Below are 26,460 nucleotides of genomic sequence, written 5' to 3' on the forward strand. Positions count from 1 at the left end.
TTGTTGCTATGGTCGGAGGTGTGATCGTGACCCCGGATGAGAAAAGCCTGTTTCTGGATGCGGTAGGGGACGTCAGGCCCCTGAAATCGGGTACTGACGTTCACTGGGAAAAAAGCCAGCCGCCGCGCCCCCGTCGTCACCGCGACGATCTGCAACTCGACAACTTTCTGACCACCGGTTTTCTGGAAATCGTTCCGCTGAGCGAGCCGCTGTTGTTCCGGCGCGATGGCTTGCAAACCGGCGTGCTGGATAAGTTGCGCAAAGGGAAATATGGCCGCGAGGCCAGTCTGAACCTGCGGCAGCAGTCGGTTGAACGCTGTCGAACCTTGCTGTACGCCTTTATCCTTCAGGCAACGCGCGACGGCTTGCGCAATTTGCTGATCGTGCACGGTCGCGCCCGGTCGGATAACACTCATGCCAACGTGGTGCGCAGCTATCTGGCGCGCTGGTTGCCTGAATTTGACGAGGTGCAGGCCTTTGCTGAAGCCCAGCCGCAGCACGGTGGATCCGGAGCCTGCTATGTGTCGTTGCGCAAATCGGCGCTGGCGAAGCTCGATAACCGGGAACGCCACGCCGCCCGGCGCGGTTAAGGTATCAGCAGCGACAGCTCCTGTGCTGCGGCCTGGAGCTGTGGCAATACCCGCTCGCGCAGCTCCTGCGCCGACACCTGCCCGGCGTGTACTCCCACATTCAGCGCCGCCTCTACGCCGCCCTGTGAATTAAACAGCGGAACGGCGATGGAGCGCAGCCCCATTTCCAGCTCCTGATCGTTAAGGGCATAGCCCTGCTGATGGACCTGCTTTAGCTCCTCTTTTAATTCGCTGACCGAACCCAGGGTCTGGGAGGTATAGCGAATCATGGTGGCCCGGGCCAGGGTATCGTTCAGTTGCTCTTCCGGCAGATGACTCAGCAATACGCGCCCCATGGAGGTGGACCAGGCGGGCAGACGGCTGCCAATGTCGAGATCGATGGTCATAATGCGCGAACTGGAGGCCCTGGCGATATAGAGAATATCGTCACCGTCCAGAATGGCGATAGAGCAGGACTCATTAAGCATTTCACTTAACTGCCTGAGCACCGGCTGGGCCGATTTAGCCAGCGGGGTAGAGGCAAGCCAGGCGTGCCCCAGCGAAAGAATCCGCGGCCGTAGCTGAAAGTTTTTGCCATCCTCGGCATAGACAAAACCCAGCTTGCCCAGGGTGTAAAGACAGCGCCGCACCGCCGCTCTGGGTATGCCGGTCTTCTGGCTAATCTGGGAGATAGACAGCACCCGCCGCTGTGGGGTAAAGGCCTGAATCACCTCAAGACCGCGCGCCAGCGAAGTCATAAAATTGGGATCGCCCTTAAAGGGATCCCGCTCGCCGCCCACGTAATGGTCGCGCTCTTTTTCCATTTTCCCCTCCGTTATTTTTGCCATCGATCACACTCTGGGAAGAAAGATACATGATGTTCGATAATCGCACCATATTTCGATTATCGCCCTTGACCCTGTTCGTTAACAGGCTCACATTTTGGCCGAAGAACGCAATTTTGTGCGATGTACGCACAACAAGGAGCAGAGTGATGATTGACAAAAGCGTCTCCTCGCTGGAGGAAGCGGTGGCCGATATTCATGACGGCGCCACCATCATGATTGGCGGTTTTGGCCCCGCCGGTCAACCCACCGCCCTGATCGATGCCCTGATAGCGCAGGGCGCTGGCGACCTGACCATTATTAATAACAATGCCGGTAATGGCGAGGTGGGGCTGGCGGCGCTGCTGAAGGCGGGAAGGGTGCGTAAGATGATTTGCTCCTTCCCCCGTCAGGTAGATTCGCAGATTTTCGACGACCTCTATCGCCGCGGCAAAGTGGCGCTGGAGCTGGTGCCCCAGGGCAACCTGGCGGCGCGTATTCAGGCGGCCGGTGCCGGACTGGGGGCTGTCTTCACCCCCACCGGCTACGGCACGCCGCTGGCGCAGGGCAAAGAGAGCCGGGAAATCGATGGCCGCCACTATGTGCTGGAATATCCCATAAAAGCCGATTTCGCGCTGATTAAGGCCCATCTGGGCGACCGCTGGGGCAACCTGATTTACCGCAAAGCGGCGCGCAACTTTGGTCCGATTATGGCGACCGCCGCGACCACCACCATTGCCGAAGTAAGCCGCATTGTGCCGCTGGGCGATCTGGATCCGGAAAACATTGTGACGCCGGGGATCTTCGTGCAGCGCCTGATTGGTCTGCATCACGACGTGGCACAGAGCGCCTGAGGAGCAAATGATGCAAAAAATGACCCGTGACGAAATGGCCCGACGCGTGGCGCGTGACATCCCGGAAGGGGCGTACGTCAACCTGGGGATTGGGCTACCCACCCGCATTGCCAACTATCTTCCTGCCGATAAAGAGATTTTCCTGCACAGCGAAAACGGTCTGCTGGGCATGGGGCCGAAGCCAGCGCCGGGTGAAGAGGATCCGGAGCTGATCAACGCAGGGAAAGAGCAAGTGACGCTGCTGAAAGGCGGTTGCTTTTTCCACCACGGCGACTCCTTCGCCATGATGCGCGGCGGCCACCTGGATATCTGCGTGCTGGGGGCCTACCAGGTGTCGGCCTGTGGCGATCTGGCGAACTGGAGCACCGGCGCGCCAGACGCCATTCCGGCAGTGGGCGGAGCGATGGATCTGGCCATCGGCGCCCGTCAGGTCTTCGTGATGATGGATCACCTGACCCGAGACGGCCAGAGCAAGCTGGTGGAAAGCTGCAGTTACCCGCTGACCGGCGTGGGCTGCGTCAGCAGAATCTACACCGACCTGGCGGTGATCGATATTACCCCTCAGGGGCCGGTAGTCAGAGAGATCTTCAACGGTTTGCCAGCCCAGGAGCTACAGAGAATCACGCCGGTAACCCTCAATTTTGAACCTCTGGCGGAAAGCGCATAAGGAATATCACATGACTCAGGCATTTATTTGCGATGCGGTACGTACCCCCTTTGGTCGCTATGGCGGCACACTTTCCACCGTACGGGCGGACGATCTGGCGGCGCTGCCGATTAAGGCGCTGATGGAACGACACCCTAACCTGGACTGGAGTCGGATCGATGATGTGCTCTATGGCTGCGCCAACCAGGCGGGGGAGGATAACCGCAACGTGGCGCGGATGGCGCTGCTGCTGGCCGGGTTACCGGAAAGCGTTCCCGCCAGCACCGTTAACCGGCTGTGCGGCTCCAGCCTGGACACCATCGGTATGGCGGCGCGCGCCATCAAGAGCGGCGAGGCGCAGATGGCGATCGCAGGCGGGGTCGAGAGCATGTCCCGTGCTCCCTTTGTGATGGGTAAGGCGGACAAAGCCTTCAGCCGTACCATGAAGATGGAAGATACCACCATCGGCTGGCGTTTTATCAACCCGCTGATGAAGGCGGCATATGGCGTGGATTCGATGCCGGAAACCGCCGAAAACGTGGCCGATGATTTCAATATTAACCGCGCCGATCAGGACGCCTTTGCACTGCGCAGCCAGTTGCGTACCGCCCGGGCTCAGGAGCTGGGACTGTTTGACGATGAGCTGATTCCGGTCTCGATTCCCCAGCGTAAGGGCGAGCCGCTGCTATTTATCCGGGACGAACATCCGCGTTCCACCTCGGCGGAGGCCCTGGCTAAACTGAAAGGGGTAGTGCGCCCGGACGGCACCGTCACTGCCGGTAATGCCTCCGGTGTTAACGACGGCGCCTGCGCGCTGCTGCTGGCAAGCGAGATGGCGATGCGCGATAACAACCTCCAGCCGCTGGCCCGGGTGGTGGGCATGGCGACGGCAGGCGTGGCGCCGCGGATTATGGGCTTTGGCCCGGCACCGGCGGTCAGAAAAGTGCTGGCGCAGACCGGACTTTCCCTGGCGCAGATGGATGTTATCGAGTTGAATGAAGCATTTGCCGCCCAGGCGCTGGCGGTGATGCGTTCGCTGGAACTGCCGGATGATGCGGCCCACGTAAATCCCAACGGCGGCGCCATTGCTCTGGGGCACCCGCTGGGCGCATCCGGCGGACGTCTGGCGATGACGGCGGCGTATCAGCTAAAGCGCAGCGGCGGACGCTATGCGCTGTGCACCATGTGTATCGGCGTGGGCCAGGGGATCGCCCTGGTGCTGGAACGCGTATAAGGAGAAACGATGTCACTTTACACTCCGCTGTTTCACGGCTCATCGCTCAGCGACTGCTTTAGCGATCGGGCGTTGCTACAGGGGATGCTGGATTTCGAAGCGGCGCTGACCCGCGCTCAGGCCAGTTGCGATATGGTGCCCCGGGAGGCGGCGGCGGCCATTAGCGCCTGCTGTCAGGCGGAGCGGCTGGATAGCGACGCCCTGGCCCGGGACGCGGCACTGGCGGGGAATCTCGCCATTCCGCTGGTTAAACAACTGACCGCCGTGGTCAGGGGCGAAGATGAGCAGGCGGCCCGCTATGTACACTGGGGAGCCACCAGTCAGGACGCCATTGACACCGGCCTGATCCTGCAACTGCGCGCGGCGCTGGAACAGGCGGAAACGCAGTTGAACCGGTTGATTACCGCGCTGACCCGTCAGGTCGGGGATCATGCCGCCAGTTTGATGCCGGGGCGCACCTGGCTACAGCATGCGCTACCGACCACCTACGGCCTGAAGCTGGCGGGAACCCTGGATGCGCTGCTGCGTCACCGGGCGCGGCTCAATGAAATGCGTCCGCGACTGCTGGTGATTCAACTGGGCGGCGCTGCGGGCACCCTGGCGTCTCTAAAGGCGCAGGGGCCTGTAGTCATTCAGGCTCTGGCCCGGGAGCTGGCGCTTGGCGTTCCCGATACGCCGTGGCACAGCCAGCGCGACCGGCTGCTGGAAGCGGCAGGCTGGTTTGCTGGTCTTGCCGCTTCGCTGGGCAAATTCGCCGGTGATTTCGCGCTACTGATGCAGACCGAAGTGGCCGAAGTTTCGGAGCCGGTGGCGGAAGGGCGCGGCGGCTCTTCGACCATGCCCCACAAGCGCAATCCCGTCACCTGTGCTGCTATCCTCAGTAGCACAGGCCGGATCCCGGGGCTGATGGCGGCGCTGTATGCTGCCCAGAATCAGCAGCATGAACGGGCTCTGGGGGGCTGGCAGGCGGAGTGGGAAACGCTGCCGCAGCTGGCGACCCTGACCGGCGGCGTGTTGGACAATGCCCTGACGCTGGTGGAAGGGATGCAGGTTTATCCTCAAAAAATGCGCCAGAATCTGGATATCACCCACGGGTTGATTATGGCGGAGTCGGTCACTCTGGCGCTGGCGCCGCAGATGGGCAAAGCCCGGGCGCACCATCTGGTGGAGCGTTTGTGCCACCAGGCGCTGGATGATAACCAGCCGCTGGCGTGGCTGCTGCAACAGGATGAAACGGTAAGCCGTTACCTGTCTGAATCACAGATTGCGAGCCTGCTGGATCCCGCCGGGGCCACCGGCAGCGCCGACCATTTTTTGCGCCAGGTGCTGGCGCGAAGTAAGGAATCCTTATGACTATTCATTACCAGCTTGAAGGGCGCGACGATGCGCCGGTGGTGATTCTCTCTAACTCGCTGGGAACCGACCTGTCGATGTGGAACGGCCAGCGTGATGCACTGCTGCCGCACTTCCGGGTGCTGCGCTACGACACCCACGGTCACGGCCAGACCCCTAAGAGCGGGAAAGTAACGCTGGCGCAGCTGGGCGAGGACGTGCTGAATATCATGACCCGTGAGGGGATCGACAAGGCCCATTTTTGCGGGATATCTATGGGCGGGCTGACCGGTCTGTGGCTGGCGCGCTTTGCGCCAGAGCGGTTTTACAGCGTGACGGTCGCCAACAGCGCGGCGAAGATAGGCGACCAGGCTGGCTGGCTTTCCCGGGCCCGCACCGTACGCCAGGAAGGCATGCCGGTGGTGGCCGCCGGCGCCGCCGATCGCTGGTTCACCCGGGCGTTTCGCCAGAAGTCGCCCGCGGTGGTGGAGCCGCTGGTGCATACGCTTGCTGCCAGCAATGCCGAAGGCTACGCCGAATGCTGTGAAGCGCTGGCCGGTGCCGACCTGCGGGCAGAAGTGGGGGAGATCGCGCTGCCGCTACTGCTGATTGCCGGTGAGGCGGATCCGGTGACCACGGTGGCCGACAGTGAATTCCTGCGCGAGCAGGTTTCGGGCGCCCAAATGGTAACGCTGCCTGCTTCGCATCTGTCGAACATCGAAGCCGCCAGCCAGTTCAATGCCGCGCTGCTGAGCTTTTTGCAGCAGCAGGAGGGGTAAAGCAATGCACGATGATGAACGCTATCAGCAGGGAATGGAGGTGCGGCGCGCGGTGCTGGGCGATGCCCATGTCGACAGAACGCTGGAAAACCTGAGCCCGCTAAATGAAGAGTTCCAGAACTTCATCACCCGCTACGCCTGGGGAGAAACCTGGACCCGACCGGGTCTGAGCCGCCATACCCGCAGCATGATCACCATCGCCATGCTGATTGCCCTGAACCGCGAAGCGGAGCTAAAAATGCATCTGCGGGCCGCCCGTAATAACGGCGTCACCCGGGACGAGCTGAAAGAGCTGATTATGCATTCGGCACTGTATTGCGGTCTGCCCGCCGCCAACGCCACGCTGCACCTGGCCCAACAGGTGTTTGACGAGCAGGACGACGTCTGATTGTCGCTGTGACCGCCGCTGGCAGAAGACGCCCGCGGCGTTTTTATTTTTATCGCAATTCCCTTGTATTTCCTGGTGGATATTATTTTTATCACTTCATGTTTATTACGTTATTCACTGATTAAACGGCAATAATAAAAGACATTCAATTTATTTCTTGTCTTTCTATTCTTGCGTCTATACTCATTGTGGCTGTGCTGAAAATAAAGAAACTTGACTATCTCCCTTGTTAAAATAAAGGTAAAATTGATGAAATACTCTGGCCTTGCGTTAAGTTGTCTTTTCGCGCTTTCCGGGTTTAGTTCCGCATCAATGGCTGCGGAAAAAAACGCGGCAGAAGCCACACCTGCCCCCATGCATGGTTCTGCGGAAAATCCGGTATCCCGTCAGTACTACTGTAAACTTCAGAATGATTTTGATAATCCGCCCGACGGTTCCGGGATTAAAAATGGTGCCTGTAAGCAGGCTTATCAGAATGGCGATTTTGAAAACTGGCAACGTCCTGCTGCGTTTAATGAATGGTCTGCGTATTCGCAAAATATCTCGAGTTCGACAACGCCGGATAAACCTATCGATCTGGTACCTGATGGTATGCTTTGCTCTGCCGGGAAAACAGGGGTTTATGAGGGTATTAACCTGCCCAGTGCGGAGTGGCAAACTTCCGAGCTTGACGTGAAAGATGGACGTGTTCAGTTGGTCTATAAGGCCACTCAGATGCACGACCCCAGTAAATTCAGGGTATTCTTTAGTAATGCCAGTTTCGATCCCACAACCAGTCGTTTGAAATGGGGTGACCTGGTGGAATCTCCTGAAGTTAAACATGAAGGAACGCCGGATGTGGCAAATTCCACAAAACATGAAAATACTCCCGGACATTATGCACTGGATGTAAAATTACCCGATGGCTATATAGTGAGCTGTAAGAAATCCATTGTTTATATTATGTGGGAACGTAACGATCCGGCACGTGAAACCTTTTTCAGTTGTAGCGATGTGGTTTTAAAGGATGCCAGTTAATGAAATAATTAAATTTTATTATCCCTGGTGGTGATAATTTCCTGCTGCAATATCTTATTTTGACGCTTCCCTTTATCCATAAGGCAGGGCGTTAAATGATAATATGACGTCACCCGGTAAACCTGTCGTTTATTACGTACTGGCGCTACCGGGTGACGCTGTTTTTCTGCGCAAAATCAAATTTCCCTTCTCCTCAGACAGATAGCCAAATCAGGCTCCGGCATGCTTGATTGTACCCAAAACACGTAGTACTGTATTTATATACAGTATTTTATGGATGCCTGACATGAGCAGAGTTAACGTTGTCGATTGCCATGCCGATTTACCCCTGCCGCTGTTTGCCAGCACCGTGGCCTGCGGCTTTCCCAGCCCGGCCCAGGACTACGTGGAAGCGCGTATCGATCTCAACCAGCTGGTGGTTCAGCGCCCCAGCGCTACCTACTTTGTTAAAACCGCCGGTGACTCGATGATTCAGGCCGGGATCGCCAGCGGCGATCTGCTGGTGGTGGATCGCTCCCTGACCGCCCGCCATGGCGATATTGTCATTGCCGCGCTGGACGGCGAATTTACCGTTAAAGAGCTGCAAACCCGCCCGCAGGTACGACTGGTGCCCCATAATCCCGAATATCGCCCCATCGTTCCCGGCGAAGGGGAAAGCCTGGAGATCTTTGGGGTGGTCACCTGGGTTCTGAAAGCGGTTCATCAGCATGTACGCGCTGGTTGACGTTAACAGCTTCTACGCTGCCTGCGAGACGCTGTTTCGCCCCGATCTGAAAAACCGCCCGGTCATTGTGCTGAGTAATAACGACGGCTGCGTGGTGGCCCGTAATGCACAGGCAAAGCAGGCGGGTATCGCGCGCGGAGAGCCCTTTTTTAAGATTCGCCAGCGGGTGGAGCGTTACGGCGTTCAGGTGTTCAGCTCCAACTACGCCCTGTATGCCGATATGTCGGCGCGGGTGATGGCGATTCTGGAAGGTTTTGCCCCGGCGGTAGAGTGTTATTCCATTGATGAAGCCTTTCTGGATCTGAGCGGCGTGGCCGATCTCCATGCTCTGGGCTGTGAAATACGGCGCTGCATTAAGCGCGATACTGGTCTGACGGTGGGGGTGGGAATCGCGCCGAGTAAGACCCTGGCGAAACTGGCTAACCACGCCGCTAAGCGCTGGCCAGCCACCGGTGGCGTGGTGGATCTTTCGGATCCGGTGCGCCAGCGCAGGCTGCTGGCGATTATGCCCCCCGAAGAGGTCTGGGGCATCGGACGCCGTCTGGGACAGCGGATCCATACTATGGGTATCACCAGCGCTCTGGCGCTGGCGCAGAGCGATCTCTGGTTTATCCGCAAAAATTTTAACGTGGTGCTGGAGCGCACGGTGCGTGAACTGCGCGGTGAATCCTGTCTGGCCTTTGAGGAGTTCGCTCCGGTGAAGCAGGAGATTATCAGCTCGCGCTCTTCTGCTGAGCGGCTGACGGAGTATGACCCGGTGCGCGAAGCGGTCTGCGCCTGGGCCGCCCGGGCGGCGGAGAAACTACGGGGAGAGCGCCAGTACTGCCGCTATGTGGCGACCTTTATCAAAAACAGCCCCCACGACAGGCACCAGGCTTACTACAGCAACAGTGCTGGCATACGGCTGCTGACGCCGACTCAGGACACCCGGGATATCACCGCTGCCGCGATTCGGGCGCTGGATGCGGTATGGAAACCGGGGCCGCGCTATCTGAAAGTGGGGGTGATGCTGGGCGACTTTTACAGCCGCGGCGTAGCGCAGCTTAATCTGTTCGACAGCTACGCTCCCAGAGCCAATGGCGAAAAGCTGATGCAGGCGCTGGACGCCATTAACCGCCAGGGAAGGGGGAAGATCTGGTTTGCCGGGCAGGGCACCGGCGAACGCTGGGCCATGAAGCGCGCCTTTCTTTCACCCTGCTATACCACGCGCTATGGGGACCTGCCGGTGGCGGGCTGATATTTTGATGGTTTTCTACTGTTTTTCTTAAATCGCAATGGAGTGGTGCCAGTCACCTGGCTAAAGCATTTGATAAAATAGGTCACATAGTTAAAGCCGGACTGTAACGCAATCTCTGACACCGCCAGCTCCGTCTGTTCAAGCAGATAACAGGCATATTTGATCCGTCTGATAATGAGGTATTCCTGGAATGTGCTGCCGGTTTCTTTTCTGAACTGGCGGGAAATATGACTTCCAGACAGCGACAGGTGAGAGGCGAGCTCTTCCAGCGTAATGCCTGAACGGAAATGTTGATCAACATAGTGCATCATCCGGGATGACAGTAGGCCCGAAGATCCGGAATTGATAAATACACCATCTGGCAGAAGCTGTAGCAGATTGAGGATAAATAAAGCGATTACTTCGCCTTTACTGGTTGCCTCGTAATTTTCTGTCAGCGAATCGAGCAGGTGTGATATACGTACCATGTTAGCAGAAAAATCGTAAATAGAGACTTTAGCGTTATCGGCGATCATCTCACTGTATAATTGCCAGGCGCTTTTGAAAGGACGAATAAAGGTCGCAATATATTCAGGGTCGACATGAATAATAGTTCGGGAATAATAATTGTTGATATCACTGTCGACCTTAACTTTATGAAGCTTGTTTTGTGGGAATATAAACAACCTGCCAGGGCGAGCGGTAAACTTCTGATTATCGACAATAACTAGTCCGACGCCGGACTCAATATAGAGGATTTCAAGACACTGATGCCAGTGGAAATAGTCGGCGCTGTTGCCTTCTACTCGCCTCAGTTCGGTATAAAGATCGTCATAGTGAATTAAATCGAGTAACGCGGTATTAGTCATCACGGACACATCAAGATAGTATAATTTCTGTGCATGATAGTGACGTTTCTGGCTGAAAAGTAATTTTTTAATGGCTGGTTAAAGGTTACAGAATCAGAACTGTGATCGTGTTAACAATTTGTGACAGGTTTTGCCCATATTTTCCCCCTCCATAACGCTGCACGCTGCGCTTAATACCTGGAGAGAGAGGGGGAATAATGGAACCGATGAAACCTGGTTGTCGCCAAACCGTAAAGCTGGAAACAAAGCAGGATGTCCAGCAGTGGTTTGAAACGCTGTTTTCTGCCGTCTGGCGTTACAGAGATTCGCATTCTGCGGGTATTTCTTTGGGTAATATTATTCCTGTATATGGTCGTCGAACGGCGGCAATGGAAAGTTTCTGCCGTCTGTTGTGGGGAGTATTTCCGGTAATTGCCGGAAAGAACGATCACTCAATGAATACGAGCGAAGTGTTTCGCTTGATTGCTCAGGGAACCGATCCCGGGCATGAACACTATTGGGGAGATCTGGTGGATTTTGACCAGCGCTGCGTTGAAATGGCCGTTCTGGGGGTTGGGCTCGCGTTGGCTGGTGCGTCATTTAATCAGTATCTGTCCGCGCAGGAGACAGAAAACCTGGTGGCCTGGCTCCATCAACTACGTCGGGTCGAACTGCCTTGTAATAACTGGTCCTTCTTTCCCATCATGGTGGAAATGGGGCTCTGCCTGTCAGGGCACTCCTGGTCCCGGCATATTATCGATAAATATTTTGCCAGAATCGACGACTATTATCTGGGTGAAGGCTGGTACAGCGATGGCCGTCAACGGCCCCGTGATTATTACAATGCCATGGCGTTTCATTATTACGGTCTGTTGTATTCAAAATTGATGGCAGATCAGGATCCTACGCGATGTCAAATGCTTCGGGAGCGCGCTTCGATTTTTGCCCACGATTTTCTGCATATGTTTGCTGAAAACGGCGCAGCGATCCCCTTTGGCCGCAGTCTGACCTACCGATTTGCGCAGGTTGCATTCTGGAGTGCCGCCGCTTTTGCCGGGATTAACGGCGTGCCAGCGGGAGTGGTAAAGGGGCTGGTTCTGAGAAACTTCCGCTGGTGGGCGCAGCAGGAGATGACCGACCCGCGGGGAACGCTGACGGTGGGTTACAGCTATGCGAATGCGGCGATCGCTGAAGACTATAATGCGCCGGGCTCGCCTTACTGGTGTTGCAAGGCATTTCTTATCCTGATACTTGATGAGGCTCACCCATTCTGGGAAACGCCGGAACAGACTCTACCTGTGGTCAGTCAGGTTGCCCGTCTGGCCCATACCGAACAACTGGTCCATCATGACCGGAACAACCGTCATCACTATCTACTGAATGCCGGTCAGGTTGCGGCAAAAAATTATAATAATATGGAAAGTAAATATGGCAAATTTGCCTATTCTTCGCTGCTTGGATTTAATCTGGAAAAAAGTCGCTTCGGTATTGAACTCAATGCCTGTGATTCAACGCTGCTATTATCTGAACAGGATGAATATTATCGGGGGCGCCGCGCTTCTTGCGAATCGGTAACGACGCAGGATTATATATTTACTCGCTGGTCACCCTGGTCTGATGTAGACATTAAAAGCTGGCTGATGCCGTTAATCTCGGGGCATCTTAGCATTCATTTTATTACCACCCAGCGGGCACTTGATAGCGTAGAGGGAGGATTTCCTGTGCCGTTATCAGACGCTGGCCTTCCAGATAAAATGGGGCCGTTAGTCAATCGGGAGTTTGATTTATTTAGCCATATTATTGATATCTCTCCTGGTTGTACCAGGGATCGTGATGTGGTTGTTTCACCACCAGCCAGTAATATTATTTATCCTGGGAGTAGCGGTGTGCCGGTACTCAGAAAGGCATTGAGTCCAGGAGTCCACATTTTAGTTGCATGGGTTCAGGCCGGTCAGGGAAATGTTCATAATATCGATGGATTACCTGAGATAAGAATTAATCAAAAAAAGTTATTGGTCGTTACAAATAATGCTGTGCATGAATTAAATATCTATGATGAATAATGGTGAATGTCATGGGCATTAATAATCAAAGCGATTATATAAAAATAAGCGCTTTTATGTTTCTCTATTTTGTTGTCTGGACAATGAGTTTTAGCCTGTATGCTATCTGGTTGGGCCAGCATGCCACTCTGACCAGCGCTGAAATTGGTGCGGTATTTGGTGTCAATGGCGCATTTGCCGTAGTATTAAAACCGGTGTACGGCTATATCACGGATAAATTGGGTATGAAGAAATACCTGCTTTATTTTGTGGCAGTGATGTCATCTCTGCTGATGCCCTTTTTTAGTTATGTTTACCACCCGCTGCTTGTGAATGATTTCTATACAGGAGTGGTGGTGGGAGCGCTGTACCTGAGTCTTGCCTGGTATGCGGGGATTGGCGTGTCGGAATCCTACTGCGATCGTTTTGGGCGCCTCAAAGGGTTTGAGTTTGGCCGGATCCGTATGTGGGGCTCCTGTGGCGCTGCTGTTACGGCATCCTTCGCTGGTATTCTGTTTAATGTCTCACCGGTGATTAACTTTACTATCAGTAGCATCATGTCTCTGGTGATGTTGGCTCTGCTCATCAGCATCAGGATCCCTGCTTCTGATAATCTTGAAAATGCCGTAGTGCCTAAAAAGAAAATCAATCTGTCTGATGTCCGCGATCTGTTAACTCAGGGGGAATTCTGGCGCTTCTGTTTCTATGTTGCGGGAATCGTCTGGATAATGCATATCGCCGAGCAGCAGTTTCCTCGCTATTTTGTCTCATTCTTTAACGGAAATAAACAGGGGACCTCCTGGTACGGTTATCTGAGTACCGTACAGGCAATTGTGGAGTTTGTCTCAATGATGACGGTTCCCTGGCTGGTCAACCGAATAGGTCCCTATAAAACCCTGATTGCTGCCGGTTTGCTTATCGGTGCCCGTCTGGTTATTTCCGGATTTGCAACCAGTGCGTTGATGATTGCCTTTATCAAGCCGTTTTATGGACTGGAAAATGCTATGTTGCTGATTGCGGTTTTTAAATATATTGCCGATAACTTTGATAAGCGTGTCAACTCAACTATGTATTTGATTGGTTATCAGTGTTTTATTTATGTTGGCACTATCTTTGTTTCAGCACCAATTGGCGCGCTTTACGACAAAATAGGCTTTAGTCAATCCTATTTTATTATGGGGGGGATTATCATCGTTTTCAGTCTCGTTTCGGCTTTTGTCCTTAGAAATGAAAAGCGAAAAGGGGGCAGGAAATTAATCTCTGCAACCCATCCACTCCAGCAAGGAAAATAATCCGACAGGAATCTGATATGTATATCTATGACGAAAACTCCCGCCAGGCACTAGATGAACAGATAATAGATGAATTAATCACCAGAGCCTGCGCCAAACTGAAATATCAGCTGCGAAGCTTCGCAAATCAGTATCCTGCGGCCTGTAGTGTTGATGGACAATATCCACTGACACCCAACACCGACTGGACGACAGGATTCTGGAGTGGGATAACCGGGCTGGCATGGAAACTGAGCGGTGATAGCTTCTATGCCAGTCAACTGGCGCAGCAGGTTGACAGTTTTCGTTCCCGACTCGCCATTCGGCATGAGCTGGATACGCACGATCTTGGCTTCCTCTATTCACTCTCTTGCGTGAACGCATGGCGCTTTATGGGGAATCAGGACGCGCGGAAAGCGGCGCTTGGCGCGGCGGATCTGCTGATTGCACGCTATTTGCCGACGGCCGGAATTATTCAGGCCTGGGGGAATCTTGACGATCCGGAGCAGCGCGGGCGGATGATTATCGACTGCCTGATGAACCTGCCTTTGCTGTACTGGGCAACAAAAGAGACTGGAGATGCGGGCTATGCGGCCTGTGCCCGTAGTCATGCCAGACAGGCCATGAACTATCTGATGCGTAGTGATTATTCGACGTATCACACCTTTTATATGGATGCTGGCACCGGCGCGCCGCTAAGAGGAGGAACTCATCAGGGATTTGCCGACGATTCATGCTGGGCCCGCGGTCAGGCATGGGCTATCTATGGCTTCGCGCTGAGCTATCGGGAAACCGGAGATTCGCGATTTCTACAGGCAGCGATCAATGCTGCCCGATATTTTCTTTGCCATTTACCTGAAGACCAGATCTGCTACTGGGATCTGTCGCTGACTGCCCCCGATACGCCAAAGGATAGTTCCGCTGCTGTTATAGCCGTCTGTGGATTGCTGGAGCTGGTCAATTTTCTTTCAATCCTTGACCCACAAAGAGAGCAGTTTATCCGTCAGGCACTGAATATCACGACGGAACTTATTCATCACTATTTTGATGGCAGGTCAGACGCCAGTGGCTATCTGAAACATGCTGTTTATAATCTGAATAAAGAACGTGGGGTCGATGAATATAGCATTTGGGGGGATTATTTCTTTTTTGAACTGCTTTCCCGTCTAAAGAATCCACTTAATCGCTACTGGTAATTAATAATAAAAATACCGGCATTAATACAATGCCGGTATCAGGGTGCATTATGAAAATGTATGGGGTTATTATTTATTGCTCTTTGTTTTTTATCTGTTGGCCTGTTTATGGAGTGGGGTATATTGAAGTTCGGGAAGCATGGGACAGTGCCTCTAAAGAGCATCAGTTTAAGCTGGGCGCTGGTTATCATTTCCGGAATGGTGCCGGCCTGCTTTATCAAACAACATATAATACCGGGAAAAATCTCGACCAGCTTGAACATAGTTTTGATGAAATAGAAGGGTGGTATCCGCTGTGGAAAATGACAGATGCGCTAACATTATATGCTGGCGGTCTGATCAATTCGACCAGCTCAGGTTCAACAACCGCACCTTATATCCAGTTCGGTTATCTTGTTAGTCCTGACTTCGCTGTCGCCTTTAAATATCGCTATAACCATATGAACTATCAGACCCGTAACCTTTCCGGGATTATGGATTACAACGACAGTCATCAGTTTATTGCGGTGGCAAACTATAAAATAAATGAAGTGTTAAATTATGAATTTGAACCAGATTTATATATTAATAGCGGCGAATATCACCGTAAGAATGGTAAAGGTCACAGTTGGGAACTGAATCATAAAGTTACATGGAAGATGAGCAACACCTGGCGGCCATTTATACAGCTTTCCTGGCTGGACAGGGATGCGGGTAATCATGCCGAACGCTACCGCATCCGATTGGGTATACGCTATTACCTGTGAGTCGGGCTGGTCATTACCACCCAGCGAGGTATCCGGTAACGATTGTCAGCCATCAACCAATAGCGCATCAACCAGGGTTTCAATTCGGGCGCGATCCGGCTGTTCGGAGGCGAACAGCAGCCGGTAGATCAGCGGCGCCACCAGGCGATCGAGGATCGCATCCCCTTCAGGAACCGATTCGCCGCGGGTCAGCGCGCGCTGCCTGATAATCTCGACCTGCTCCAGGGTGTAGGTGGTGCACTGCACCCGGTTCTGCGGCTTATCCACCGCCAGAACGGTGCGCAGCATATTACGACCCGGCACTGAGGAGACCTCCTCAATATACTGCTCTATCCAGGCGATCAGATCGGCCCTGAAGCTACCGTGCTCTTCCGGATCGCGGTCCGGACGCAGATTTTCCACCGCAACATCCGACAGCAGCTCCGCCAGGGTACCCCAGCGGCGATAAATGGTGGAGGGGGTGACGCCCGCCCGTCCGGCAATGACCGGGATAGTGAGCTGCTGTGCATCGCCCTGGGCCTGGATGTCACGTACGGCCCGGTGGACGGCGGCCTGCACCAGCGCGCTGCGCCCGCCTGGTCGTGGTCCCGGGCGGCTTTTTTTATCTTCCATTCAGATCCTCTGACAAACGCTAAAAAATGACTATTGCAAATAAATTGCGTTAGTGGGATAGTCCCGGCTAACCACAATCGCAAATAAATTGCTTTTATCAGAGGTCATATCGTGATGTCCAGTTCCCTCACCCGAAAACTGCGCCAGTCGGATGCGGCTCTGACCGCGCTTCATGCCCAGACCCTGGTGGTGACGCTGGCGGCGTCGAGCGCCTCTACGCCGCTATATGCGCTCTATCGGGCGGCGTGGACATTTTCTCCTTTCCTGCTCACGGTGGCCTTTGCCGCCTATGCTATTGCGCTATTACTGACGCTGCTGTTCGTTGGCCGCCTTTCGGATCGTATCGGCCGTCGTCCGGTGATCCTGGGCGCATTGCTGTTTGAAGGCGCCAGCATGTTGCTGTTTCTGAACGCGACTGATATTGGCTGGTTGATTGGCGCACGTCTGGTACTGGGAGTGGCGACCGGCCTTGCCACTTCGGCCCTGAGCGCGGCCATTATCGATCTTTCTCCACAGCGCGGCGGCTTTGTTAACGGCGTTTCGCCGCTGTTCGGCATGGGGGTTGGCGCGCTGGGAGGCGGGCTGCTGGCGCAGTATGCTCCTGCGCCGCTGCATTTCATCTATGCGCTACTGCTTGGGCTGTTTGCGCTGCAGTTTATCCGGACCTGGTTTTCACGTGAGACGGCGGGCGTGCTACGCCCTGACGCCTGGCAGCCGCTGCCGAAGATAGCAGTTCCGCCTGCGGCCCGTGCCACGCTGCTGCTGGTCAGTCCGGTGAATATCGCTGCCTGGGCGCTGTGCGGTTTTTACCTGTCGCTGATGCCTTCGCTGTTGCAACAGGTCACGGGGATAACAGCGCTGGGATTTTCGGGGCTGGCCGTGGCGCTGTTGGCCTTTAGCGGCGCGGCGGCGGTTGTCGTTGCACGGCACCAGAGCGGCTATCGGGCGCTGGCGGGGGGAACGATGGCGATGATTCCCGGCTCGCTACTGATTCTGGCGGGGATCATTTCAGGATCCGTCGCGCTGCTGTTGGTCGGTTCGGTTTTTGCCGGTGCTGGGCTGGGGGCGGGATTCCTGGGCGCCATTAAAAGCATAGTGCCGCTGGCTGAACCCCATGAACGGGCAGGGTTGATGGCGGTATTTTATATAGAAAGCTACCTGGCGAATGCGATACCCGCCATGAGCGCCGGGCTGCTGGTTCAGGTAATTGGGTTGAAGGCAACCGCGCAAGCGATGAGCCTGCTGGTGTTATGTCTGTCGGCGATCGCGGCTGTTACCGTGCGCAAGGTCGGGCGCCAGCAGGCAGCGCCCGATATGCCCCATGCTTAATCAGAACATCGCCATCGAAACGTCATTTCGCGATGTCATACCGTCAGGGATCGGGCCGGGTTGTTTCATCAAATACGGTGCGTTCATTAGGCGTACCCGCCTGGTCCATTCCTACGCCGGTGGCATCAGGCAGGAAATGCGAGGTGATAAACGCAATGGTATAAGCCGAAATCGCCAGCAGCCCCATGGCACGGCCGAGCGCCATATGGGTGGCAAGGATACCCACCGCCGCTGGCATCAGAGAGCCAAACCCTCTGCCGAAACTGGCGCAGAATCCGGCACCAGCGCCCCGTAATCGGGTTGGATAAAGCTCTGAAAAAGCAGGGGTAATACCCGAAGCCAGCCCACCCTGAAAGGCGCCCAGAAAGAAGCCCAGTATCAGGGTTGCCGCAAGGCTTATGTCAGCGAACATATAGATACCGACCACCAGCGCCTGCAGGCACAGAAACAGCATCATTGTGCGCCACCGACCGAGTCGGTCGCTGATGTAGCCACAAATAAAGGGGCCGAGTAGTGAGCCCAGAATATTAATACATAAATACCCGGACATAGAAGTTACTGGCAGGCCAAGAGTTATCCGTAAATAAGTAGGGAGCCAGGTGATCATAATATAAGCACCACCGAAAACACCGCTGGAAAATAGGGTCCCGGTCACCGTCATACGCAAAAATTCCGGGGAGAAAATACCGCTGTCACCACCCTTTTTTACGTGGTTCGACAGAGTATTAAATACTGGCGATTCGGGAACCGAACGACGTAACCACCACAGCAGCATGGCGGGGATCGTGCCTACAGTAAAAAAGATTCGCCAGGCAATTTCCTGAGAAAAGAAACTCAACACTACCGGTAGCGTGGCCAGCGATAGCGCATTGCCGATGGCATAACCGCTCTGGATAGAGGCTGCGACCCGGCCCCGAACCCGCGCACGAATAACTTCGCTAATCAATACACCGCACACCACCATTTCGCCGCCGTAACCCAACCCCTGAAGGAAGCGGAGCGGCAGAAACTGCCAGAAGCTGGTACAGAAAGCGGTCAGCAGGGTAAACAGGGAAAGCCAGATAACGGTCAGACGCAAAACCCGGGTACGTCCGAAACGATCGGCCAGACGGCCTGCACTCCAGCCACCAAGAGCGCTGCCAATCAGTGACGCCGAACTCAAAATTCCGGCATCTGATTTACTAAGAAAACCGATAGTAAGAAGAATCGGCATTGCCAGGGAGTATATGGTGGAATCAAACGCATCCAGCACATAGCCGCCAAAACAGGACCAGTAAGTTTTACGTTCTACCGAACCAAGATCGCTATACCAGCCAATTTTCATAATATACCTGATGTTGTGAAAAGAATGCCGGACCCGGCCAGAAAGGCTGAGCATGATGTAAGCAATGTTATTTATGCCATCTAAAATAAAACGCGCCGAATAAATAAAAACCCTGATTCATGTAGGTTGTGATCTTTATTCTGATTATCTTTAGTTAGCGTAATAAATGATGATTTGGGAAGCGGATTTGTTTTGTGGTGCTATGAGTTATTTTTATAGTCGCTAAGCATTTCCCGAAATGTTAAAAAGAGATGCCTGGGGCATCGTGCCCCGCAACGACTCATGACCCCACAAGTAAGGAGTCCACCATGCCGCACGTTGATATTAAATACTTCCCGCGCGACCTGAGCGAAGAGCAGAAACAGGCGCTGAGCGACGATATCTATGCCGTACTGAATAAGCATCTGCAGACCAAAGAGAGCTCGCTGTCGGTAGCCCTGACTGAAGTAGCTCCGGAAGCCTGGAAAGAGCAGGTCTGGGATCCCATCATCCAGCCATCGCTGGAAACCCTGGTGAAGAAACCCGGCTATAGCATGTAACAGCGCTTGCGCCGGGCTCCCTGGCGCGGTGCTTTCATTCGAAAGCTTTTTGCGACTTCAGTCACGGTTGTTCTATACTGCCGCTCGTTATTTTTGCATTCCGGCACCGGACAACGAGGTTGTATGAAGATTAAGCTCATCGCTGTGGATATGGACGGCACCTTCCTGAACGACAGGAAAGAGTACGATAAACAACGCTTTCTGGCGCAGTATGCCGCGCTGCGCGAGCAGGGCATTCGCTTTGTGGTCGCCAGCGGTAACCAGTACTACCAGCTCATCTCTTTCTTTCCGGAAATTCGCCACGAGATTGCCTTTGTAGCCGAGAATGGCGCCCTGATTTATGACCGTGATGAGCAGGTCTGGCACGCTGAACTGACCCACGATGACACTCTGTCAGTCCTGGATGCGCTGGATGATTTCCGCGGCACCAACTTTGTGGCCTGCGGCCTGAAGAGCGCTTACGTGCGCGAAGGGGCGCCGGAGGCTTTCCTGAGTCTGATGGCAAAACATTATCATCGTCTGCAACCGGTGCAGGATCTGCGTACCGTTGACGATGTGATCTTTAAGTTTTCCCTGAATCTGCCGGATGCCGAAGTCCCGGCCCTGGTGCGCCAGTTGGATCATAAACTGGACGGTATTGTGAAGCCGGTTACCAGCGGTTTCGGTTTTGTCGACCTGATTATCCCTGGAGCCCACAAAGCCAGCGGCCTGTCGCGTCTGCTAACGCGCTGGAACATCGCGCCGCAGGAGTGCGTTGCCGTGGGCGACAGCGGCAACGATGTGGAGATGCTGGAACTGGTGGGCTACTCCTTCGCTATGGAAAATGCCGCAGAGGCGGTGAGTGAGGTGGCGAAATACCAGACCACCTCCAACAACGACAGCGGCGTGCTGAAGGTGATCGATGCCGTGTTACAGGGCGAGAAACCCTTTAGCGCTTAACCGAAACATCGCCCAGCAGAAAAGCGATGCTGCGACCGCCCTGGCTCTGCTCCAGGGCGATCTTCACGATAATGGTCAGCGGTACCGACAGCAGCATACCCACCGGCCCCAGTAGCCATCCCCAGAAGATCAGCGAAACGAACACCACCAGGGTAGAAAGCCCCAGCCCACGCCCCATAATGCGCGGCTCCAGAATATTACCGAACAGCATATTAACCGCCAGGTAAAGGAGTACCACCAGCAACGCATCGTAGAGGCCGCTGAAGACCAGCACCTGAGCAACAGGCGGAATGGCGGCCAGCACGGAACCGATATTGGGGATGTAGTTCAGCGCAAAGGCCAGTAATCCCCAGACGAAGGCAAAACGCACCGAAAGCAGCGACAGCATACCCCATACCACCAGACCGGTGACCAGACTGATAGCGGTTTTCAGCACCAGATAGTGGGTAACGCTATCCAGCGCTCGCTGAATAGCGGCCATGCCTTCAGCCGGGCGGCTCATCAACTGCTGAAGTTTGGTGGGCAGTTGCGGCACTTCCAGCAGCATAAAGACCACCGTTAACAGCAGCAGGAAGATCGAGGTCATCGCATTAGAAAGCCGGGTCAGCAGGTTGGTGATGAGCGTCATCGCGGCATTGGGATCGATATATTTCACCACCTCCTCGACCGATACCTGAATACCAACCCGCTGTAGCCACGGCTCCAGGCTGGAAAGCGGAGCAATCAGCGATGAACGATACTGGGGCAGGGTGCGGGCCAGTTCATTTAGCGAAGTCCCCAGATAGGCCAGCAGCAGCACGGCCAGCATGACGATGGCGCTCACCAGCAGCACGATGGCCAGCGCGCGCGGAATACGGATACGCTCCAGCAGGCTGACCACCGGGTTCAGGATCACGGCAACGAACAGCGCCAGTACGAAGGGCACGATAAGATCGGCGGCCACTTTAATTCCGGCCAGCACAATCACCAGCATTCCCAGCATAATAACCAGTTTTAAAGCGTTCAACGTAATAATGGGTTTTGCCATCCCGGCTCTCCGCATAGTGGTCTCCGGCGAAAAATAGCATGTTGGCTGGTTTCTGGGAAATATCCAGCGTAAAAATAGAGACTGATGGTAAAGAACCGAAAATAAATTGAGTTTCAGAAGGGTCTTATGATAGAAGATAGTGGTGTTTAGCTACCGGAGACAATTTTCTGTCCGCAATGATGAGAAGCAACCCGCGGATAAGTTGTACAAATTATGAATCAGACACTGATGTCTTTATTCTTTTTCACCGATCGTTCCCTTTTTTCTGTCGCCAGCCTCTTTAGTGGCGAACAGCACTGGCGCAGCGCGCTCTAGCCCCAATCTCTCCTGTTCGTGACCCGGCATTTTTCCGGCCCGTCACGCTAATTTCTCTTTTATTTACTTTCTGTTAAATGTCGTTTAACAGATCGGCATTATCATATTTACGTTCAGGAGAGCGTTATGTTGTATTGGATATTTCTGGCTCTGGCGATTGTTTTTGAAATTACCGGAACCCTGTCGATAAAATGGGCTGGTGAGACTTCCGGCGGCATACTATTTATGCTTGCGATGATTTCCCTTTCCTATATTTTTCTGTCTCTCGCCGTTAAGCGAATTGCGCTGGGCGTGGCTTACGCTATGTGGGAAGGCATTGGTATTTTGTTTATTACGCTGTTCAGCGTGCTGCTGTTTGGCGAATCGCTGCCATGGCTGAAGCTGGCGGGGCTGGCGACGCTGATAGCGGGGATTGCACTGATTAAATCAGGTACCCGCAAGCAGGAGGTGGCCCATGGCGCAGTTTGAGTGGATCCACGGCGCCTGGCTGGCGTTTGCTATCGTGCTGGAGATTGTTGCTAACATCCTGCTGAAATTTTCCGACGGCTTCCGCCGCAAGCTCTTTGGCGTGCTGTCGCTGCTGGCGGTAATGGGCGCCTTCAGCGCACTGTCTCAGGCTGTGAAGGGGATTGAACTGTCGGTGGCCTATGCGCTGTGGGGCGGTTTTGGCGTGGCGGCGACCGTGGCCGCGGGCTGGATACTGTTCGGTCAGCGCCTCAACCATCGCGGCTGGATGGGGCTGGGCCTGCTGCTGGTGGGCATGGTGCTGATTAAACTGGCCTGATGACAGGCGGGCTGGCGTGGATTACTTTGCCAGCCCGTCCAGCTGTTCGCGAAAGGCCGTGACTGCAATGGCGCGGTTATCCGCCCGGGCGCGATCGTCAGGCGCCGGGGCGGAACTCTGAATACCAATGAGCTCCCAGCTACCGTTGCGCCTGAGCAGCAGAGGTGAGCCGCTGTCACCGGGCAGGGTATCGCACTGATGTGACAGCACGCCCTGCTGGGCCCATCCGGTAATCAGGCATTCCTGATGCATATAGAGAGTATCAAGGTGATCTTCCGGATATCCGGACTGCATGACCTTGCGACCCGCCTCTTTCAGTGCTGCAGTCAGTTCGCTACGGCTCCCCTTAAATAACCGCAGAGGCATAATGCCCGATGGGGCATAGCGCAGCACGATCAGCCCGTAATCCTTCGACGCGGCGGCGGGGGGAATAATCCAGCCATCGCCGTCCGGCTTCAGCAGGCGCCCCAGCCCCGTGGCCGCTCGCCCTTCAATACCGTGAATTTCATAGCGCCAGACCCCTTTTAGCGACACAAAGCGCAGCGCCACCGCACGATCCGGGCTGGCCTTCGGTGGAGAGAGCAGGCAGTGGCCTGCGGTTAATGCCAGATTTGGAGCAATAAGGGTGGCGGTGCACAGATTACCGCTGGCGGTTTCCAGTTGTCCGATGGCGTCCCAGGGAGAAAGAGTGGGGTCGGTGACCGGCACGCGATCGTCCTGACCGAAAAAGAGCGTCTTAATTTGGGCGGCGCTGAGGTTGTCTGCATCGTCAGCCGTGGCATTCACAGACACCAGACAGAGCGCACCCAGTAACAACACAATGGTTTTATGCATATCACTCTCAGTGGTGATCTCGTGTAAAGCGTGTTCCCGATTTGTAACTATAGCCGGGCCGGGCGGAAAGCGGTAGAAAAATCAGCGGACTACGCTTTTTATAACCAGAGACTGGCAGCGAAGATCCCGCAAAGAATCAGCACAGTCAGGATAATTTCGAACAGATAGCGACGCAGCATGATGGGCAGCTCCGAAAAACGGCACCCGGTAGCCGGGTGCCGTGTGGGGGATCGGTGCGAAGAGTGACGCTATCAGGCGGCCGGTTTTTTAGCGGCGGGCTTGCTGGCCTGATGGTGTTTTTTCTGAGGGGCTTTGTGAGCCTGCTTTTTCGCCGCCTGGCCTTTCTGCTCAGTTGCTTTGGTTTTGTGGTGGTGCGCTTTTTTATGGTGCTGCTGAGTCGCGGCCGGTTTTGCCGCCGGTGCGCCCTGCGCCGGAGTGGTATCGGCGGCGAAAGCGGCAGAAGAGAGCCCCATTGCGGCAGCGATAGCCAGTGCATATACCTTGTTCATTCCATCATCCTCATGTGGTTTGTGGTACAGCCCCGTATGGGGCCGTTGAAACCACTATAGGCCCCGGGGCCGGGGCGTTCCGTGAGTGATTGGTATCGGCGTGTAACGCAATGTACAGCCTTTACAGATAGCGAGTTTCCAGATGATGACGAAAGTGGGCGGGGTTGAGATCTTCACCACTGGCATTGCGAATCAACTGCCCGGTGGTGAAACGGCTGCCGTGCTGCCAGATGTTCTGACGCAGCCAGTCGAACAGCGCGTTGAGGGAACCTTCGGCGATATCGCTCTCCAGCGTCGGCAGCGCTTTACGGGCCGCCTGAAACAGCTGAGCGGCGTACATCGCGCCCAGCGTATAGGTCGGGAAGTAGCCGAAGCCGCCGTCGGTCCAGTGGATATCCTGCATGCAGCCGTCACGGTAGTTATCGCGGGTAGAAAGGCCAAGCCAGGACTGCATCTTCTGATCCCAGAGTTCGGGGATATCGGCGACTTCGATGTTGCCGTCGATCAGCGCCCGTTCTATCTGGTAGCGCAGAATAATATGGGCCGGGTAGCTGACCTCATCGGCGTCGATGCGAATCAGTCCTGGTTTGACTCGTTGGTTCCAGGCGATAAAGTTGGCTTCATTAAAAGCGGGCCGATCGGCAACGTGATTAAGCACCCGCGGGCGCAGCTGTTTCAGGAAGGGGGTACTGCGGGCGAGCTGCATTTCAAAGAACAGGCTCTGGGATTCGTGGATCGCGGTGGAGCGCGCCAGTTGAACCGGCTGACCGGACCATTCCCGCGGCAGCCCCTGCTCGTAGCGGGCGTGGCCGGTTTCGTGAATTACCCCCAGCAGGGCGCTGAACAGATCGTCTTCGCTGTAGCGGGTGGTGATACGAACATCTTCAGGCACGCCGCCGCAGAATGGGTGGGCGCTGACGTCCAGCCGTCCCCCCTCAAAATCAAAGCCCAGCAGGGTCATCACCTCCAACCCCAGCGCTCGCTGCTGCTCTACCGGAAACGGTCCCTGGGGCGCCACCGGGGGATGCTGCGCCTGCTTTTCCAGTGCCTGTTGTAACAGCTGCGGCAGCCAGCTTTGCAGATCGGCGAACAGGGTATCGAGGCGGGCGCTGGTCATTTCCGGCTCGTAGATATCCAGCAGCGCGTCATAGCGCGAGCAGCCTAGGGTATCGGCCCGGATGGCGGCCTCTTCGCGACTCAGGCGCACCACTTCCTGCAAATTGGGGGCGAATCCCTGCCAGTCGTTGGCCGGACGCTGGCTGCGCCAGGCGTGTTCGCAGCGGCTACCGGCCAGGGATTTGGCTTCGACCAGCTCGGCAGGCAGAATCGCAGCCTGCTGATAGTGGCGACGCATCTCCCGCAGGTTGGCGCGTTGCAGGCAGTCCAGAGGCTCCTGTTCCGCTTCTTCCAGCCAGTCGCCGACCTGCTGGTCGGTCAGAATCTGATGTTGCAGAACGCTCAGTTCCGCCAGTGCTTCACTACGCGCCTGACTGCCGCCGGGCGGCATCATAGTGTACATATCCCAACCGGCGATGGCCGACAGGTGACCAAAGCGGGCAAGGCGGGTAAAAGTACGGGTAAGCTGCTGATAGTTTGTTGGTTGCATAGGGCCTCGTCCAGCGGTTTACGATGCTGGCAAGATAGCACTCAGTAAGGTAAAAGACGAGGAAGCGAGCCATACCGGCTGTGGAATCACAGTAAGGAACAAAATATGACCCTGAATATACGCGCTATGGCCCCTGAGGATACGCCATACGGACTGGCGCTAAGCCAGCAGGTGGGCTGGCCGCATCGTCTGGAAGACTGGCAGCAGTCACTGGCGCTCGGTCGGGGGCTGGTGGCGGAAGAGGACGGACGCATTGTGGGTACCACCCTGTACTGGCTGTGGGGCGATCGTAGCGCCACCGTGGGGCTGGTGATTGTCGATCCTGGCTGCCAGGGGCGCGGTATCGGGCGTGAACTGCTGCGCCAGACGCTGGACAAGCTGGAAGGCTACAACGTGCGCCTGCACGCCACAGCGGCGGGGCAACCGCTGTACAGACAGTTCGGGTTTGTGGCGGTGGGCTCCGCCTCGCAGCATCAGGGAATAGTGGATCCCTCGTTTACGGCGCCGACGCCAGGTTCCGGTACTCGCCTGCGCCAGGGGGGCAGGCAGGATAGCGCGGCGTTGACGGCGCTGGACTGTCAGGCCAGCGGTCTGCACCGCCCACAGCTTATCGACCTGCTGCTGACTCAGGGGTGGGTTCTGGTACTGGAAAGCGATGCCGGAGAGCCCCTGGGTTTTGCCGCGCTAAGGCCTTTTGGTCGGGGGCACACCATCGGGCCGGTGGTCTGTTCGAATGAAGAGGATGCCCGGGCGCTGGTCGGCGCTTTTATGGCGCAGCGGCGCGGTAAGTTCGTGCGTCTGGATTGCGATAGCGCGTTGCCGTTTTGCGACTGGCTGACCCGCCAGGAGCTGAGCGAAGTCGATGCCCCGGTCATGATGGTGTGCGGCAAGCCGTGGCAGGTTAAGACCGGGTCGCCGCGCACCTTTGGCCTGATGAGTCAGGCGATGGGCTGATC

Annotated in this window: 29 protein-coding genes; 20 read left to right on the forward strand and 9 right to left on the reverse strand. The window is 55.4% G+C overall.

Annotation, left to right across the window (positions count from 1 at the left end; genetic code table 11):
- Window positions 1-26: 26 nt before the first annotated feature.
- Window positions 27-590 (forward strand): DNA endonuclease SmrA, encoded by a 564-nt coding sequence (gene smrA, locus FEM41_RS16755; protein WP_138097336.1) that lies wholly within the window; start codon window positions 27-29, stop codon window positions 588-590.
- On the opposite strand, the gene FEM41_RS16760 is transcribed toward smrA, so the two are convergent.
- Window positions 587-1,393, reverse strand: a complete 807-nt coding sequence (locus FEM41_RS16760) for an IclR family transcriptional regulator domain-containing protein (protein WP_138097337.1) — start codon at window positions 1,391-1,393, stop codon at window positions 587-589. The genes smrA and FEM41_RS16760 overlap by 4 nt on opposite strands.
- A 170-nt stretch (window positions 1,394-1,563) precedes the next feature.
- Between FEM41_RS16760 and FEM41_RS16765 the strand changes: the two genes are divergently transcribed.
- The 9 genes from FEM41_RS16765 to umuC all read left to right on the forward strand — a co-directional run bounded on the left by FEM41_RS16765 (window position 1,564) and on the right by umuC (window position 9,604).
- A complete protein-coding gene (locus FEM41_RS16765; RefSeq protein WP_138097338.1) occupies window positions 1,564-2,247 on the forward strand; it encodes a 3-oxoacid CoA-transferase subunit A in 684 nt (227 codons plus the stop codon).
- Window positions 2,248-2,257: 10 nt separating this feature from the next.
- The gene (locus tag FEM41_RS16770; protein WP_138099234.1) at window positions 2,258-2,914 is read left to right on the forward strand and encodes a 3-oxoacid CoA-transferase subunit B; all 657 of its coding nucleotides are present in this window, start codon (window positions 2,258-2,260) and stop codon (window positions 2,912-2,914) included.
- A 10-nt stretch (window positions 2,915-2,924) separates the two neighbouring features.
- The gene (pcaF, locus tag FEM41_RS16775) at window positions 2,925-4,127 is read left to right on the forward strand and encodes a 3-oxoadipyl-CoA thiolase (protein ID WP_138097339.1); all 1,203 of its coding nucleotides are present in this window, start codon (window positions 2,925-2,927) and stop codon (window positions 4,125-4,127) included.
- A 9-nt stretch (window positions 4,128-4,136) separates the two neighbouring features.
- Window positions 4,137-5,480: a 3-carboxy-cis,cis-muconate cycloisomerase gene (locus FEM41_RS16780; RefSeq protein ID WP_138097340.1), complete on the forward strand. Its 1,344-nt coding sequence runs from the start codon at window positions 4,137-4,139 to the stop codon at window positions 5,478-5,480.
- A complete protein-coding gene (gene pcaD / locus FEM41_RS16785) occupies window positions 5,477-6,238 on the forward strand; it encodes a 3-oxoadipate enol-lactonase (RefSeq protein WP_138097341.1) in 762 nt (253 codons plus the stop codon). Before FEM41_RS16780 ends, pcaD begins: the two co-directional genes overlap by 4 nt.
- A 4-nt stretch (window positions 6,239-6,242) precedes the next feature.
- On the forward strand, window positions 6,243-6,626 hold the full coding sequence (pcaC, locus tag FEM41_RS16790) for a 4-carboxymuconolactone decarboxylase (protein ID WP_138097342.1): 384 nt from the start codon (window positions 6,243-6,245) through the stop codon (window positions 6,624-6,626).
- Between the two features lie 249 nt (window positions 6,627-6,875).
- Window positions 6,876-7,643, forward strand: a complete 768-nt coding sequence (locus FEM41_RS16795) for a lytic polysaccharide monooxygenase auxiliary activity family 9 protein (protein ID WP_138097343.1) — start codon at window positions 6,876-6,878, stop codon at window positions 7,641-7,643.
- A 286-nt stretch (window positions 7,644-7,929) separates the two neighbouring features.
- Window positions 7,930-8,367: a translesion error-prone DNA polymerase V autoproteolytic subunit gene (umuD, locus tag FEM41_RS16800; RefSeq protein ID WP_138097344.1), complete on the forward strand. Its 438-nt coding sequence runs from the start codon at window positions 7,930-7,932 to the stop codon at window positions 8,365-8,367.
- A complete protein-coding gene (gene umuC / locus FEM41_RS16805) occupies window positions 8,351-9,604 on the forward strand; it encodes a translesion error-prone DNA polymerase V subunit UmuC (protein WP_138097345.1) in 1,254 nt (417 codons plus the stop codon). The genes umuD and umuC overlap by 17 nt, the downstream gene beginning before the upstream one ends.
- Here umuC and FEM41_RS16810 read toward each other — a convergent pair.
- Window positions 9,577-10,452 (reverse strand): helix-turn-helix domain-containing protein, encoded by an 876-nt coding sequence (locus tag FEM41_RS16810; protein ID WP_138097346.1) that lies wholly within the window; start codon window positions 10,450-10,452, stop codon window positions 9,577-9,579. The two genes, umuC and FEM41_RS16810, sit on opposite strands and share 28 nt — an antisense overlap.
- A 197-nt stretch (window positions 10,453-10,649) precedes the next feature.
- Between FEM41_RS16810 and FEM41_RS16815 the strand changes: the two genes are divergently transcribed.
- The 4 genes from FEM41_RS16815 to FEM41_RS16830 are packed head-to-tail and all read left to right on the forward strand — an operon-like array spanning window position 10,650 to window position 15,686.
- Window positions 10,650-12,494, forward strand: coding sequence for a DUF2264 domain-containing protein (locus tag FEM41_RS16815; RefSeq protein WP_138097347.1), 1,845 nt, complete (start codon window positions 10,650-10,652; stop codon window positions 12,492-12,494).
- A gap of 11 nt (window positions 12,495-12,505) precedes the next feature.
- A complete protein-coding gene (locus tag FEM41_RS16820; RefSeq protein ID WP_241666508.1) occupies window positions 12,506-13,765 on the forward strand; it encodes an oligosaccharide MFS transporter in 1,260 nt (419 codons plus the stop codon).
- A 17-nt stretch (window positions 13,766-13,782) separates the two neighbouring features.
- Complete coding sequence (locus FEM41_RS16825) at window positions 13,783-14,940, forward strand: glycoside hydrolase family 88 protein (RefSeq protein WP_138097349.1); 1,158 nt, start codon at window positions 13,783-13,785, stop codon at window positions 14,938-14,940.
- Window positions 14,941-14,990: 50 nt separating this feature from the next.
- Window positions 14,991-15,686: an oligogalacturonate-specific porin KdgM family protein gene (locus tag FEM41_RS16830; protein WP_168198817.1), complete on the forward strand. Its 696-nt coding sequence runs from the start codon at window positions 14,991-14,993 to the stop codon at window positions 15,684-15,686.
- 45 nt (window positions 15,687-15,731) lie between these two features.
- On the opposite strand, the gene FEM41_RS16835 is transcribed toward FEM41_RS16830, so the two are convergent.
- Window positions 15,732-16,298: a TetR/AcrR family transcriptional regulator gene (locus FEM41_RS16835; protein WP_138097351.1), complete on the reverse strand. Its 567-nt coding sequence runs from the start codon at window positions 16,296-16,298 to the stop codon at window positions 15,732-15,734.
- 114 nt (window positions 16,299-16,412) lie between these two features.
- Between FEM41_RS16835 and FEM41_RS16840 the strand changes: the two genes are divergently transcribed.
- Complete coding sequence (locus FEM41_RS16840; RefSeq protein WP_138097352.1) at window positions 16,413-17,627, forward strand: MFS transporter; 1,215 nt, start codon at window positions 16,413-16,415, stop codon at window positions 17,625-17,627.
- 43 nt (window positions 17,628-17,670) lie between these two features.
- Here the strand turns inward: FEM41_RS16840 and FEM41_RS16845 are convergent, their stop codons facing one another.
- Window positions 17,671-18,951 carry an MFS transporter gene (locus tag FEM41_RS16845; protein ID WP_138097353.1) on the reverse strand — a complete coding sequence of 427 codons (1,281 nt, stop codon included), beginning with the start codon at window positions 18,949-18,951 and terminating at the stop codon, window positions 17,671-17,673.
- A 308-nt stretch (window positions 18,952-19,259) separates the two neighbouring features.
- Between FEM41_RS16845 and pptA the strand changes: the two genes are divergently transcribed.
- Together pptA and FEM41_RS16855 are read left to right on the forward strand one after the other, a co-directional pair.
- Window positions 19,260-19,490, forward strand: coding sequence for a tautomerase PptA (gene pptA / locus FEM41_RS16850; protein ID WP_138097354.1), 231 nt, complete (start codon window positions 19,260-19,262; stop codon window positions 19,488-19,490).
- Window positions 19,491-19,613: 123 nt separating this feature from the next.
- Window positions 19,614-20,429, forward strand: coding sequence for a Cof-type HAD-IIB family hydrolase (locus tag FEM41_RS16855; protein ID WP_138097355.1), 816 nt, complete (start codon window positions 19,614-19,616; stop codon window positions 20,427-20,429).
- On the opposite strand, the gene FEM41_RS16860 is transcribed toward FEM41_RS16855, so the two are convergent.
- Window positions 20,419-21,456, reverse strand: a complete 1,038-nt coding sequence (locus FEM41_RS16860) for an AI-2E family transporter (RefSeq protein WP_138097356.1) — start codon at window positions 21,454-21,456, stop codon at window positions 20,419-20,421. The two genes, FEM41_RS16855 and FEM41_RS16860, sit on opposite strands and share 11 nt — an antisense overlap.
- Before the next feature lie 441 nt (window positions 21,457-21,897).
- On the opposite strand from FEM41_RS16860, the gene mdtJ reads away from it, so the two are divergent.
- On the forward strand, window positions 21,898-22,239 hold the full coding sequence (gene mdtJ, locus FEM41_RS16865; RefSeq protein ID WP_138097357.1) for a multidrug/spermidine efflux SMR transporter subunit MdtJ: 342 nt from the start codon (window positions 21,898-21,900) through the stop codon (window positions 22,237-22,239).
- The gene (gene mdtI / locus FEM41_RS16870) at window positions 22,226-22,555 is read left to right on the forward strand and encodes a multidrug/spermidine efflux SMR transporter subunit MdtI (RefSeq protein WP_138097358.1); all 330 of its coding nucleotides are present in this window, start codon (window positions 22,226-22,228) and stop codon (window positions 22,553-22,555) included. Before mdtJ ends, mdtI begins: the two co-directional genes overlap by 14 nt.
- A gap of 21 nt (window positions 22,556-22,576) precedes the next feature.
- Here the strand turns inward: mdtI and FEM41_RS16875 are convergent, their stop codons facing one another.
- The 4 genes from FEM41_RS16875 to FEM41_RS16885 all read right to left on the reverse strand — a co-directional run bounded on the left by FEM41_RS16875 (window position 22,577) and on the right by FEM41_RS16885 (window position 25,504).
- A complete protein-coding gene (locus FEM41_RS16875) occupies window positions 22,577-23,389 on the reverse strand; it encodes a trypsin-like serine peptidase (RefSeq protein WP_138097359.1) in 813 nt (270 codons plus the stop codon).
- A 98-nt stretch (window positions 23,390-23,487) separates the two neighbouring features.
- Complete coding sequence (gene ydgU, locus FEM41_RS25270; RefSeq protein WP_462585944.1) at window positions 23,488-23,568, reverse strand: small membrane protein YdgU; 81 nt, start codon at window positions 23,566-23,568, stop codon at window positions 23,488-23,490.
- A 72-nt stretch (window positions 23,569-23,640) separates the two neighbouring features.
- Window positions 23,641-23,898, reverse strand: coding sequence for an acid resistance repetitive basic protein Asr (asr, locus tag FEM41_RS16880; protein ID WP_138097360.1), 258 nt, complete (start codon window positions 23,896-23,898; stop codon window positions 23,641-23,643).
- Between the two features lie 121 nt (window positions 23,899-24,019).
- Window positions 24,020-25,504 (reverse strand): carboxypeptidase M32, encoded by a 1,485-nt coding sequence (locus tag FEM41_RS16885; RefSeq protein WP_138097361.1) that lies wholly within the window; start codon window positions 25,502-25,504, stop codon window positions 24,020-24,022.
- A gap of 105 nt (window positions 25,505-25,609) precedes the next feature.
- On the opposite strand from FEM41_RS16885, the gene FEM41_RS16890 reads away from it, so the two are divergent.
- A complete protein-coding gene (locus FEM41_RS16890) occupies window positions 25,610-26,458 on the forward strand; it encodes a GNAT family N-acetyltransferase (RefSeq protein ID WP_138097362.1) in 849 nt (282 codons plus the stop codon).
- Window positions 26,459-26,460 lie beyond the last annotated feature (2 nt).

The organism is Jejubacter calystegiae (genome assembly GCF_005671395.1).
Taxonomy (GTDB): Bacteria; Pseudomonadota; Gammaproteobacteria; order Enterobacterales; family Enterobacteriaceae; genus Jejubacter; species Jejubacter calystegiae.

Bases quoted from the DNA above. Each gene is read 5' to 3' on its own strand.
- asr (WP_138097360.1), bottom strand. From the start codon at position 23,898: ATGAACAAGGTATATGCACTGGCTATCGCTGCCGCAATGGGGCTCTCT.
- pcaF (WP_138097339.1), top strand. From the start codon at position 2,925: ATGACTCAGGCATTTATTTGCGATGCGGTACGTACCCCCTTTGGTCGC.
- FEM41_RS16760 (WP_138097337.1), bottom strand. From the start codon at position 1,393: ATGGAAAAAGAGCGCGACCATTACGTGGGCGGCGAGCGGGATCCCTTT.
- FEM41_RS16810 (WP_138097346.1), bottom strand. From the start codon at position 10,452: ATGACTAATACCGCGTTACTCGATTTAATTCACTATGACGATCTTTAT.
- FEM41_RS16820 (WP_241666508.1), top strand. From the start codon at position 12,506: ATGGGCATTAATAATCAAAGCGATTATATAAAAATAAGCGCTTTTATG.
- FEM41_RS16830 (WP_168198817.1), top strand. From the start codon at position 14,991: ATGAAAATGTATGGGGTTATTATTTATTGCTCTTTGTTTTTTATCTGT.
- FEM41_RS16795 (WP_138097343.1), top strand. From the start codon at position 6,876: ATGAAATACTCTGGCCTTGCGTTAAGTTGTCTTTTCGCGCTTTCCGGG.
- FEM41_RS16825 (WP_138097349.1), top strand. From the start codon at position 13,783: ATGTATATCTATGACGAAAACTCCCGCCAGGCACTAGATGAACAGATA.
- FEM41_RS16890 (WP_138097362.1), top strand. From the start codon at position 25,610: ATGACCCTGAATATACGCGCTATGGCCCCTGAGGATACGCCATACGGA.
- umuD (WP_138097344.1), top strand. From the start codon at position 7,930: ATGAGCAGAGTTAACGTTGTCGATTGCCATGCCGATTTACCCCTGCCG.
- umuC (WP_138097345.1), top strand. From the start codon at position 8,351: ATGTACGCGCTGGTTGACGTTAACAGCTTCTACGCTGCCTGCGAGACG.
- pcaC (WP_138097342.1), top strand. From the start codon at position 6,243: ATGCACGATGATGAACGCTATCAGCAGGGAATGGAGGTGCGGCGCGCG.
- FEM41_RS16780 (WP_138097340.1), top strand. From the start codon at position 4,137: ATGTCACTTTACACTCCGCTGTTTCACGGCTCATCGCTCAGCGACTGC.
- FEM41_RS16765 (WP_138097338.1), top strand. From the start codon at position 1,564: ATGATTGACAAAAGCGTCTCCTCGCTGGAGGAAGCGGTGGCCGATATT.
- FEM41_RS16885 (WP_138097361.1), bottom strand. From the start codon at position 25,504: ATGCAACCAACAAACTATCAGCAGCTTACCCGTACTTTTACCCGCCTT.
- FEM41_RS16860 (WP_138097356.1), bottom strand. From the start codon at position 21,456: ATGGCAAAACCCATTATTACGTTGAACGCTTTAAAACTGGTTATTATG.
- FEM41_RS16855 (WP_138097355.1), top strand. From the start codon at position 19,614: ATGAAGATTAAGCTCATCGCTGTGGATATGGACGGCACCTTCCTGAAC.
- ydgU (WP_462585944.1), bottom strand. From the start codon at position 23,568: ATGCTGCGTCGCTATCTGTTCGAAATTATCCTGACTGTGCTGATTCTT.
- pptA (WP_138097354.1), top strand. From the start codon at position 19,260: ATGCCGCACGTTGATATTAAATACTTCCCGCGCGACCTGAGCGAAGAG.
- pcaD (WP_138097341.1), top strand. From the start codon at position 5,477: ATGACTATTCATTACCAGCTTGAAGGGCGCGACGATGCGCCGGTGGTG.
- mdtI (WP_138097358.1), top strand. From the start codon at position 22,226: ATGGCGCAGTTTGAGTGGATCCACGGCGCCTGGCTGGCGTTTGCTATC.
- FEM41_RS16770 (WP_138099234.1), top strand. From the start codon at position 2,258: ATGCAAAAAATGACCCGTGACGAAATGGCCCGACGCGTGGCGCGTGAC.
- FEM41_RS16815 (WP_138097347.1), top strand. From the start codon at position 10,650: ATGGAACCGATGAAACCTGGTTGTCGCCAAACCGTAAAGCTGGAAACA.
- FEM41_RS16835 (WP_138097351.1), bottom strand. From the start codon at position 16,298: ATGGAAGATAAAAAAAGCCGCCCGGGACCACGACCAGGCGGGCGCAGC.
- FEM41_RS16845 (WP_138097353.1), bottom strand. From the start codon at position 18,951: ATGAAAATTGGCTGGTATAGCGATCTTGGTTCGGTAGAACGTAAAACT.
- FEM41_RS16840 (WP_138097352.1), top strand. From the start codon at position 16,413: ATGTCCAGTTCCCTCACCCGAAAACTGCGCCAGTCGGATGCGGCTCTG.
- mdtJ (WP_138097357.1), top strand. From the start codon at position 21,898: ATGTTGTATTGGATATTTCTGGCTCTGGCGATTGTTTTTGAAATTACC.
- FEM41_RS16875 (WP_138097359.1), bottom strand. From the start codon at position 23,389: ATGCATAAAACCATTGTGTTGTTACTGGGTGCGCTCTGTCTGGTGTCT.